Here is a 12,619-nt window from a genome sequence, read left to right on the forward strand (position 1 = left end):
TTGGAAGATAATCTTATTAAATTATCCTCATTTTTTTACAATAAACAAAATATTCCCGTCACTAAGAATAAAGTAAAACTCCTTATTCAGGAAGGCTATCTTAATGTCAACAGAATTAACAATGTGGCCTATTTTAATCGTGATGAAGTAATGAAAGTTGTTCAGATTGAAAAGGACTTATCGGAAAACTATTTAAGTACAGATAGTTTTCTACAAACTGTTTGTAGATCGTCTAGTACCACATCTTATAGGAAACATTTAAGCGAAATACTATCTAAATGTAATCAGGTATATAAAATAAAGACTGTTAACTACAGGAATTCATTATATTTCGCTAAATCTGATGTAGAAAAATTTATTGATAATGTATATCACAAAGACGAACTTTTACACAAATTAAACATCAATATTTATATCTACGAAAACATTGTATATACCAAGAATGTAAATTTAATCAGAATCTCAAAAAATACAGAATACATCTCTAAATCCGATTTAACCAAAGTAAAAGTTTTATCAAAAAACTTTTCTTCCAGAGAACGTAAAGCTATATGGATCAAAGGAACAACAATAATCAAAAGTAGTATTTTTTCGAAATTAGTTAAGAAAAATGAAACTTTGTATAAACTCTGTCTCGAAAATTCAATCATACACTTTAAGAATCACGAAAAAATTTTATATGTAGAGTATTATTCTCTTTCATCGTTTTACAGGAAACATCTAAATTTATCAAATAACTACTATACTTTTACAGAGATTAGAAAATTATTTGGTATGAATAAAACTTCAATTACCATTCTAAAATCTAACTTTATCCCTAGTTTATTTATAATGTGTGAAAAATTAGGTATTAAATATTTTAAAACAGGTCAGCAACTTTTAGGGGATAATATTTATTTCAAAAAAGAGCATGTTAATGAATTCCTAACTAATTATATTTCCAATAAAGAAGCGGTTAATCAATATAATATTACTTATCATCAATTAAACTTCTTGACCAATCATCACAACATTGAACAGATTGATTTGCACATAAGATTAAGGTTCTATGAACGAAAAGACATTATTGAAATGTTTAACAAAGATGATACATGGCTATATCTTGGGGAAAAAGATAAATTCCATTCTCTAAAAGAGACCTTACAACTTTTGAAAGTTTCAGATAGTGAACTAATCACTATTAGAAAAGACACTAAACTGTCTTTTTATAATTTCCACAACACAACCCATTACTACAAAGAAGAAATAAATAATTTATTAAAACTAAAACAGGATATTACAGAGAAGTATGTTCCTTCGGCTTTAGTTTCTGAAACACTTGGAGAACATTACTTTAGATACTTTAAAAATAGAAAAAAACCAACGGGTATCGAAAGATACGCTTTCGATATAGGTTCTCCAACATTCTTACTTTTTCCTAAATCAGAGTACGAAAAACTGTTAAAACAGAAAGAACATCAAGAACTATTAGATTCCATATCATACAATGATCCACTTTCGGCTTTTTACGAACTATTGGAAATAAACGGCATTGAGTTTCACGAAAAATCACCTATTACACAACAATATTGGTTTGATTACTGCACCGATTCTATTCTATATAACAATAAAGCGAAAGAAACTGTGCCCTACTTTGTAAATACCTTGGTAAAATGCACTAAATTATTATCGGACTTTATTTTGGATTCGGAATTACATCTAATATCGAGCAATGAAATAAATTTTAGTTTACTAAATTCAAATATTCCAATTAATCATCGAAATATTATAATACCCTTTATTAATAAACTTTATTACCGATTAATTCAAGATAATATTAAAACCTCATTCCAGGTTAAAAAAATAAAAAATTCGTCAAACACTAGAACTTTAAATCAAGACATGGGTATATATGATTACATTACCTTTAAGCAGATCTATTCATACGTAAATAACCTTAACCATAGAGAGATTGCAATAAATGACGGTTTATATAGAGTAAACTCTAGACAATCAAATGAATATGCTTATTCTTGGCTTTATATATTATTACACCTAAACAATGCTTGGAGACATAGGGATATATGTAATATAAAAATGATTAATATTTCTTTTTTAAACATAAATTCATTAGAAGATTTTTCTAATAGAGATCTTACCAACGATGAAGTGGATAAAATCATTAATTTGCTTTTAACAAAAGAATACATTGTTTCTAAAACTAAGGCTATCAATAATTTTTTCATATCTGATGACATAAAAGTCGCTGTTGCTAACGCCTATGTAATTTGTCATTTGATAAATCATCATTGTTACCCTATTTCAGATAATATTATTAATTTTAACAATAAACAAAATAACTTTCTCGACACACATAACAATAATTTTTTTAAGGATTTTCCTAAAGAATTCAAATTTAAAAACAGAAAGATGAATAGAACATTACTTACTATCATGTATACACTACTAAAAAAGGAAAGACATGGTGGTGCAGCTCTTAACATTGCTCAGCGACTTCGTTCTCATAAAAGTGAGGAATCAACCAATATGTATATTAAAATCCCAGACGAAGATATTAATAAACTTTCGATAAACTTATTTAATCGTGGAATATTTGGTTATATACCAAAAATACTTAGTGAAATAGTTTACGGAAATACAACAAGCGACCTGACAGAAGAAACGAACAATATACTAAAGTTAAAATCAGTATTCAAAGATATTTATAACATTGAAGCCACCTCGGGTTTTTTAAACAGTGTAATCAAACAAAAAGAATCTATAATCCAATTATTTATTAATAAAGGATCAAAAGAAGCATTTAAAACTTTAAACAAGCTCCAAAAGAATTTCTTACCTGGAAAAGACGATGACTTTCAATGTATTGTTTCGGAAAAAGGTTGTCTTAATACTGGTTTAGACTGTAAGAATTGTGTTTATTCTGTACCAAACTTTTATGCTACTGCTAACATAGTCTCTAGCGTTACAAACACACTAAAACAGTTTGAAAACGACTTCAACAATACTAATTTTGAAATTGAAAAGACAAAACAAGTAAATCTGTTGTTTATGGAATTAGATATTTTAGACGATGCCGTTAATAAGTTTGGCGAAGATGTAGTCTTTGGATTTTTTGAGGGAAGTAAACAAGGCTATATAAAGTTACTAGATTTATTAAATGATATTGATTCGGAAAAACCTATACATAAATACGCTACTTATACACCAAAAGGAGTTGAGTGATCTTGAGTGATAATACAACTACAATAACTAATGTTTCTTTTGATAACCCCTATTTATCCGAATATGAAATTACTTACGCAAACAATTTAATATCTGAACTTAAAACAAATGGTATTTTTTTATCGAATTCACTTCACGATGACATTTGGTTATTCTCACATGAGTATAGTCCAGGAAGGTCTATTAAACTAGATTTCGGAAAGATTGAAAAAGATTTAAATAAAGATGATCAATTACTAATAAAATGTTGGATTGGTTCATTACTTGATAAATACCGACCATCTACGTGTATTCACTATTTCCATCATTTTTGCATGGCAATCAATATTACAAACTTTTTCTCTTTAGATCGTATAAATCATTTTGTAGAATGGCTTCATGAAGATCATATCACTAATAATGAAAAGACTTATGTTCTGTCTACTGTTTTTAGTTTTTTTGATTTTAGTGAAATTTCCAATTCAAGTAAATATCTTGCTAAATTATACGATATACGTAACAAAATTAAATTTGTTAAAAATCCTATTCAACTACCTTCATCAAGATATAGCCTATTATTCTCATATTATTTAGAAAAATATTTTGCTGACATCAAAAAAGATGAATTATTTGATGATGAAGAAACTATAAAAAAGACAATCCTTTTCTATCCAATCTTAATTTGGTGGAATTTAACTACAATAATTCCAATAAGATCTACTGAATTTTGTTTAATAAAAAGGGATTGTATTTCAAAAGAAAATAATAAATATTTTGTTACAATATCTCGAATTAAAAAACCATTAAATCAGAAAGATATAGTAAATTATTATAATAAAATTGAAATAAATGAAAGTATGTATCACTTATTAAATAATTATATTGAGCTTACAGAAGAATATGGAGAAAGTGAAACACTTATCTCTTATAGATCATTAATTTACGTCGACAACACAGGACGTAGAAAACTTCAAAAAAGAGACCTCAACTCATTCAATAAAAATAATTTAGAAAAGTTACTTAAACGTTTTTACAAAGAAGTTATTAACGAATATTATCAAATTAACGTACCTTTAAATCAAAAATTAAGTCCAAATGATACTCGCCACATAGCTTTTGTTTCACTTATGATGCAAGGTATTTCACCTGTTGAAATAGCTCGTTTAGGTGGTCATAGAACCATAGCAGCACAGTATCATTACAGCTTTCACAAAGAATACTGGATTGATAACGAGGTATTTAAGTTAATTAAAAACTATAAAAACATATCTAATTTCGATAACAATAATATTAGATATATTCCAGAAAATGTTAAACTAAAGGCTTTTGAATTACCTACATCAAGTTTTAGAGGCGAATTAGAAATTGGCTATTGTAGCGACTCTCTTATACGTTGTGAATCTAAAGAATGCATGCTCTGTAGCCACTGGCGAATTGATTTAGATGGTTTAAAAATAAAACATGATCTTATTATCGAAAAGGTTAATAAAAATCGAAATAATCTAATGGAACTCATGAATTTCATTTATAAAATTCATACAAATACAGTTTTAAATATCATGACACCCGAACACCTAGAAAACGAGAAAGACTTACAGCGAACATTCCAAAAAGTTAAGTCAGAACTCCACAATTTATCAAAACTCATCCAAATTGAAAGGAGTATCTATTAATTATATGACTAAAAAAGGTCGAAAACCAATACTAACCGAATATGAAGCTAAAGAAATAGTAAATAGTTACGTTCTAAAGCATGGTGTATCGAAAGAGATTAAGTATATTGATTTACACAATTATTGTATTGAATTATATCAGAATAAAGAGATATCTAAATTACCGTCAGAATCATTTTGGAGGAAAAAGGATCGAACTGGCAGAAAATTAATAGATGAGGTAAATTCAGCTCTATCTCACAAACTTGAAAGACATGAAAAAAATCATGAGCTACAAAGTTTAATAAACCTAATAGATAATAAAATAACAAATAAAGAACTAAAAACAACTCTTTTCAACGAATTAGAATCTAAGCAAAATAAAGTAGAACAGCTTGAAAAAGAACTAAATACAAAAGAAGAAAGTATATTATCATTAAAAACATCACATGAAGATTTAAAAACATTGAATAAACAGCAACAAGAATTAATATCACAGGTTTTTCATTACTTTCTAAACAAGTCTTCACATGAAAATTTAAATTTTTTTGATTCTGCACTAAAAAGTATATTCTCAAACCCCTTAGATTACCTTTCAGTATTAAAGAAAGAAACTCAAAATCAAAATAATGTAGCTAACTTTTTTAAGAACAGACTGAAAAATAATTAAAAAGAGGATAGTAATACACTATCTGATTACGTCCATAAGAATGTACCATTTTACCAATCGAGTAATATTGAAAATAATGAAAGATACTGTAGCTTTGAAATAAAGTTTGATCAAAAAAAATCTCTCAAACCCTGTATTTACGTTAAATTAAATAACGTGTTTTAAAAAAAAGATTGATCAAAAAGGGGTTATTCATTTGAGAAACACTGCACAATTTTTGTAAAAAAGTTTAATCATTTTCTGCTGTCGATTTTAAACTAAACCCATTAGTTGAAATTGTATACGAGAGAGTTTGTGACGTTAAACTCTGAACTGTTGAAAAATATGTTTGCCAAGCCATATGATCCAGGAAATTCAATTAAATAATAAAGGGAAAAATGAAAGACTTGAAATGACAACAACAAAGGAAAATTTTAAATTTATCAGTCAAGGAACAAAAGAAATGAAGATCAAAATTGAGTGCCAATTTTGATCTTCATCAAATGATTTTGCTTAAGTTCTACTTTACACTCTGATACAATTCCTTCCAAAAAATTGATGGTTTTGGATAGAACGTCCTTTGACCATTCCAAGTCATTCGGGTATATTTTTTTGAACGTAATAAATAACATATTCTTTTAGCCCTAGATACACAAACAAAAAATACTCTCCGATCTTCACTTAGTTTTTTTGGGTCATTCACATTCAAATAATAAGGAAAAGTACCATCTTCCATTCCAAGCATGATCACCACTTCAAATTCTAAACCTTTTGAGCTGTGTCTTGTTGAGACAGTAACCTGGTTAACTGCTTTCCCTAAATTTGCAAATTTTTCTAAATCGTAGTTAGACTGGTTCTGATCTTTAATTTCTCGAAATAATAATGTTAAATTATCAAGTTCATCAGGGTAAACCTTAGAGCTCTCTAGAACGGAATTCAATTTTAGTTCCTCAATTACAAAATTCAACCACTCTTCAAGGTTATTAGTGAAAGTTCGACTTTCAGCGAGCATCTTATAGACTTTTTTTCTTTCTTGCATTAACTGGGTGAGTGTTAGAACTTTAATATGCCTGTTGTACAAACTTACCCAAAAATCAAAAAGTTTAGAGAAGGACTCGTTTTCATTATTGATTACCCAAGCTGCACAGGATTCTAACCACATCACAACATCGCTACGTTTAAAATCAAACTTCGATACATAAAATGGAATATTTGTTTTTGCTAATAAATTTCCTATTGCCTTAATTTCTTTACCACCTTGAACTAATATACAAATCTCTTCTAGTGGAATACCCTTTTCTATGCATTCGGGTATAATGCTGTTAACGACATCATTATACTGATCATCTAGTTCTTCTTCACATGTTACAAAATGAAATTCAGCTTCACTTTTAAAATCTTTACCCGATATATATTTTCGTCCTTCCTGGTTTAACCCTACAAGTGAAGCGTCAATAATATCTTGATGACTCCTATAATTGGTAAAGAGTTCGATTGGCAATATATTCGGGTGTCGATATAGTTCGTTTAGATAATCTGGTATGGCTCCATTAAAGCTATATATGGATTGATCAGGATCTCCGACTGCAAATATTTTAATATTTGTCTTATGAAAAAGGGCTAAAACCATTTCATGCAAGGGTTTACCTAAGTCTTGGTATTCATCAATTAAAATCCAAGGAAACTTTGCCTCTAAGCATTTTCTAACATAATAATGATTTTGAATTAACAATGTAGCCATTTTTACAATTTCAATGAAATCAACCATACCCTTTGAACGAAGACGAATTTCATACTCTTTAGCAATTCTCAATGCCACTTCAAAAGGTTCTAGAGCAACAGAACTAATTCCATCAATACTTAGAGTTCGTTCTTTGTCCATATCCTCAATTCTAATTTTTTTAGGATCATAATCTAATTCAGAAACAATATTATCATAAATTTGTTTTCTATCTTTTTCTGAAATAATTGTTAATGGAAGAGGGACATCGTATTCGTATAAATGAATATAGGGACTAATAACTTCTGCAATACAAAATGCATGTACAGTTCCTAAAAAAACGTTCTGTCTTTTCTTATAACCTAAATCATACAATCTATTAGTAAACTCTTTTACTGCTTCTTTATTGTAAGTGATACAAGCTAAACCCCTTGGAGGTTTTATTTTTTCGTACAAAAGTTTCATAATTTTTAAAGTTAAAACGGTTGTTTTTCCGCTTCCTGGACCTGCTTTAACGACTGTACTGACATTTGAATTGTAAGCTGCATACTGAGATTCATCTTTTTTTATTTGCTCAAGTTTTTTTTCATATGGAATCATTTACTTAAACCTCATCAACTCTAGCGTAAATATCTGTTATAGCATCATCAATATACGAAGGAATATGTTCAACCCTACAACTGGTTGAAAGACGTTGGGAAAATCTCCCCTTTCCAATTCCATTATTACTGCTCTCTATCTTTTTCAGACAATCCCAGTATTTTCTCTCCTCGAACTCTTTTCTGAAATTAGTTTGTTGCCTTGAACCACCTGATGTCAACTCATTAAATATGTCAAAAATAACTTTCTTTCCATCTTCACTTGCAGAGCAGGTATCCATAATATCGACTTCCATTGTGTACCTGCCGATAAAGAATCCTAATTTAGAAAAAAATTTATCTTGTTCTTGAAAGGAATCAGGTATTTTTGACTCATTCAACTTTTGTAGATCAATTAACAAGCTACTAATTCGTTCGTTCCCAAGATACCCATATTGTTGATTAGAACCTTCGGACATTATATGAAATTTTCTTGTGGGTTCATTATCGTCATCATCTTTGACTTCAATATAAAAATCTCCGTCAGTGAGAGCGACATACGGTATGCCTAATAAATCAAGGAATTTTACAAATGGTTTAAAATTTGTTGAATTAATGTTACAACATATAATCCCTTTTAAGTCCAATGGTTTTTCTAATAAATCAGCAAAAGCAGGAATTAAATATTCTTCAGCAATTCCTTCAACCAAAATGACACCTTTACCAAAGTATATTTCACCCTTTTTCACATCAATATATCTTTCTAGGTCTCTCCGTTCACCATCTGTTAATTCTATAGTTGCGGTTGAATGGACTACGGTTCCTTGGTTTGTCGCTCGTAAATGGACAATTGAATCTAATGGAGCAACAGATGTAATATATGGAGAATGCGTAGTCATTAAAACAGATGTGTTTTTCTTCATTACATCCTTGTAAATAATTCTTTGAAAAGTAGGGTGCAAATGAGCTTCAGGTTCTTCGATAGCTGGAATAGTGAACCCCTCGGTCGAAGAATGATTAGTATCCATAAAACTGTATAAATCAATTAAATTCTGTTCATTCAGATCTTGTTTTAGAGAATAGTTTTCTTTTTCCGTTTTTTCATAGCACAGTGTTAAAATGTCACTTTCATTTTCTAAAATAAGCTCATCGTATGTATCCTTTTTGATTAGTGAAGGGATTGTCTTATCTTCCAAAGATAACAGAATTAAGGAAATGTACAAAATATTATTTAAGCCCAGACTCGTTTCACTAGTAGGTCGTTGTTTTTCTATGCCGATCATTAATTTCAAGGTGTTAAGTATTCGATTTGGATCAACGTCTACAGTTTCTAATGCAATCTTTGAATAAGGTTGGTTGCCCAAAACATTTGAGAATCTCTTATTTATTTGAGTTTGGAGATCAACTAATTCATCAATAGTCAGAATATCATTACTTTGTTGTTTTAGTTTATTGGAGATTTCAACCAGTTCGTCTTTATCAATTTTATATTGCTTTAATAATTGATTAATGGGGGATCTACGAATATTTTTCAACTCAGCTTCAACATCACGTATAGCATTTATAACTTTTAAATTTAGATACTTTCTATGTGAATGATTAAATGCAACTTCTGTCTTTTCTCCTTGAAATATAGTGTACTCATATTCATATTTCCCGTTTATATTAGTTACAGGAAAGTAATGGTATGTAAGTCTTATTACTGGTTCGCTAGCTCTTATCGTTGCATCGGCTAACATAGATAAAAGAGATTTATTGTGTTCAAATCCTTTGATTTCTATTATTATTTCAATTTCATCACCATTTTTCATTGGATCAACTAATCCATCGAAGAAATCAGATTCATTTAAATAACGATCCTCATCAGACAGCTTCGGATCTAAAATGATTTGAATTGCTCTTAGAAAGTTTGTTTTTCCGACGTTGTTTTCCCCAATGATTACCTGTTTATGACTCAGAACTACGTCAACATCTTTATAATTTCTGAAATTTTTAATTTTTACCCTTGAAATGTATGGAGCGCTTAGTTCGTTCATATTTCCCCCCTAAAGTTAAGTCTTTTTATGGGTTGCCTGTTCATTGTTGTGATGTTTTATTTTTCTAAGTGGTCTTTGAAACTTCTGTAATTAGTAGGAAGTTCACTCATTAAATGTTGCCTATTTACCTCTCCATTGATTTCAAAGAAATAGTAACATTGATGATTGAAGCCAATGGTATTTCTTTATGCTACTATCCAGTAAAGAGATTTTTTAAACGTAGACAATGTAAATATTACCTCCTACAATTTATGGGAATTGCATTATGATATTATTCTACTAAATAATACCTTTTTCAACAATTAATAAATTCTGAAAACAATACAAAGGTTATACATATCTCTACTAAGGGAAGGAAGAAAAATACTTTAAGCAAAAAAGCCGAATTTTAAATTAGAAATCGACTTTTGTTTGCTTGCAACAACCGAAAAAATTTACTTTAAAATAAAACAGCCTAATCCTTCTATTTATACCGAGGAAATAGGCTTTTGGTTCTCCACAATCGCACCAAATTGTGAATTATCACATTTTTTAAAATGGCATCGTTGTATTTTCCAGTAAATAGTTGATATATTTGTTACTCTTGTTACACTAAAGCTCCTATATTAGTTGAAGAAGGCCGATGGCAAACTTTATGTCTATCGTTCTTCTTGTCTGCTGTACAGTATCGTTGTACTATGTAGTAGTGGTTAAGCAAATTCTAAAAGCATTTCAAACTTCCCCTAAATTTTCATAACATTAAAGTTTTGATAGGTGTAGATTATGTTCCTATATACCATTTGGGTTGAATAGTGGTCGCAGATATTATGGTGTAGTGGTGTTTACCTAATTATAATCGATTAAGAAAAACTATTTCTGCCTCATCAACGCATTTACTCCAGAAAAAATAATTTCTTTTTAGATCTTCATAATTGTTTTTGATTTAGTTGTTTGATATCACTAGTCCTATTTAGGACCATTAAAATTTTGTAAAGACTAATTGTTTCTTTAATGAGCGGGTTATTCTTATACTTAATTATATCAAATTTAATCTCTTCAAAATGACTCGTATCAAAATGCCATCTATGGCCAAGTTGAAAAGGATTATCATGACTTTCCAGATAATCACTAAAATCTTTTTTTTTACTTAAAATTCTAATATTTTTTTCTATTTCATCTTATAAAAATAGGTTAATGATATCAAATAGTAACTCTTCAACTTTCCTCTGGTTTTCTTCTTTTTCGAGCATTACTTGCTGCTTTGTTTGTTTATTTTCTTTATTTGCAATTAAATAGGCTACAATGCCACCGATAATACCACCAGAATAATTCCCGAAGAAACCAACCCTGGCAGCTTCATCACCAAGTGTATATCTTCCAGTGGGAACTCTTAACACTTGATCCAAAATAATTGATGTGAAAATTATGGCTAATGCTATTAAAATAATTTTTGCTGTAAAATTCATATTAGACCTTATTTATGTAATTTTTTAGAACAGTGTAAAAAAACATATTTTTAGAAACAAATTTACCCATTATAAGATTTATTGACTTTACCACATAAAGTTTAGAGACTAATATGTTTGATCCAAACTGGTAGTTTTCTCAACCAACGCTTTTATCATATCTTCCTTAGTCGAAGTCCATATATCAAAAACTCCTGTTACCTTCGCTGAGATAATATGTAATTGAAGATAAAGTAAAGTAATTAGAGTCAATATTGAGTATATCTATTAGTAAGTTTTCAGGGATTTCCATTTAGTATTCCATTAGTATAATAATTAAATATAGTATTTCACTTCTTTTATTACTATGATATTTTATACTTCTAAAGTTTTATAAAAGATGAGCTCTTGTATAGAATTGTCATTAATTATTTGAGATTCATTAGTTATGTAAACAATTAGTTTAGAAAACTTAATAACATTCTGAGTAGTTAATGAAAAAGTCAAAACATAATGTATTAAATCTACAAATTTATACAGTAGATAACTTTTGTATTCATTACTTTGTATTTTTCCAAACGATTTGGAAATCAATCCCTTACAAACGTTTTCTAACGCAGATAAAATAAAAGAAACAATACTATGCTTATCTTTTTCAAACTCTATTATAATTGCACGTACCTCTGATATAAAAGTATTGGTTTCTCTTCTAACACTAGGTTTATTCAACGATGATGGCTCTTCAAATAAGTCGAAATATTCTTTTAAAATCCTCCCTAACTTTACGACACATATATGTTTTTTCAAGAAGGGGTTACTCTCAACAAAAGCCTTCGATTCATTAATTTTTAATTTATATTCATTACACACTTCAATATAAATGTTTTTTATTACGTCTGCTGTATGATAAGAATTTGTAAATATAAAAATATCATCAATGGACCTAACTATCTCATAATCTCGTTTATAGAAGATATTCTCATGCTCTATTCTTTCATAAGCAATTTTATCAATCCTACAAAGTACAATTTCTGCAACAATTCGAGAAAATTCCGGACCAACAATAATACCATTTGTCTCCCCGAAGTTACTCATCTGCATTATTTTATCTAATATTACGGAAAACCTATTCCCATTCCTATTTTCACAGTTTCCTCGGTTTACTTTAATAAGCATTGAATTATCGTGTACAAACAACAATTAAAAAAAACAAAAAAAGAAGCAACTGTATCTCTATATTCAATACTGGTTACTTCTTGAGTATTCTTTGGTAATTTTTTTAACTTTAACACATCTATTCCAGTAAATAAGTTATAACCACTTTGACAATATTTCATCATAAAATGGATCATCCATCAT

General features: G+C 28.9%; 7 protein-coding genes. 3 read left to right on the forward strand and 4 right to left on the reverse strand.

Annotated features, from left to right (window positions below; translation table 11 throughout):
• Genes BCELL_RS15015 through BCELL_RS21725 form a run of 3 tightly spaced genes read left to right on the forward strand, consistent with a single transcriptional unit; the run spans position 1 to position 5,523 of the window.
• The gene (locus tag BCELL_RS15015) at positions 1-3,222 is read left to right on the forward strand and encodes a hypothetical protein (protein ID WP_013489619.1); all 3,222 of its coding nucleotides are present in this window, start codon (positions 1-3) and stop codon (positions 3,220-3,222) included.
• A gap of 2 nt (positions 3,223-3,224) precedes the next feature.
• Positions 3,225-4,874: a site-specific integrase gene (locus tag BCELL_RS15020; RefSeq protein WP_013489620.1), complete on the forward strand. Its 1,650-nt coding sequence runs from the start codon at positions 3,225-3,227 to the stop codon at positions 4,872-4,874.
• A 4-nt stretch (positions 4,875-4,878) separates the two neighbouring features.
• Positions 4,879-5,523 (forward strand): hypothetical protein, encoded by a 645-nt coding sequence (locus tag BCELL_RS21725; RefSeq protein WP_013489621.1) that lies wholly within the window; start codon positions 4,879-4,881, stop codon positions 5,521-5,523.
• A gap of 499 nt (positions 5,524-6,022) precedes the next feature.
• Here the strand turns inward: BCELL_RS21725 and BCELL_RS15030 are convergent, their stop codons facing one another.
• The 4 genes from BCELL_RS15030 to BCELL_RS15045 form a co-directional block, all read right to left on the reverse strand.
• Positions 6,023-7,822, reverse strand: a complete 1,800-nt coding sequence (locus tag BCELL_RS15030) for an ATP-dependent helicase (protein ID WP_013489622.1) — start codon at positions 7,820-7,822, stop codon at positions 6,023-6,025.
• Positions 7,823-7,826: 4 nt separating this feature from the next.
• The gene (locus tag BCELL_RS15035) at positions 7,827-9,836 is read right to left on the reverse strand and encodes an ATP-dependent nuclease (RefSeq protein ID WP_013489623.1); all 2,010 of its coding nucleotides are present in this window, start codon (positions 9,834-9,836) and stop codon (positions 7,827-7,829) included.
• Positions 9,837-10,993: 1,157 nt separating this feature from the next.
• Entirely contained in the window at positions 10,994-11,281 is a 288-nt protein-coding gene (locus tag BCELL_RS15040) for a hypothetical protein (RefSeq protein WP_013489624.1), read from the reverse strand.
• A 354-nt stretch (positions 11,282-11,635) separates the two neighbouring features.
• Positions 11,636-12,361 carry an RNA-directed DNA polymerase gene (locus BCELL_RS15045; RefSeq protein WP_157184211.1) on the reverse strand — a complete coding sequence of 242 codons (726 nt, stop codon included), beginning with the start codon at positions 12,359-12,361 and terminating at the stop codon, positions 11,636-11,638.
• Positions 12,362-12,619 lie beyond the last annotated feature (258 nt).

Source organism: Evansella cellulosilytica DSM 2522 (genome assembly GCF_000177235.2).
GTDB lineage: Bacteria > Bacillota > Bacilli > Bacillales > Salisediminibacteriaceae > Evansella > Evansella cellulosilytica.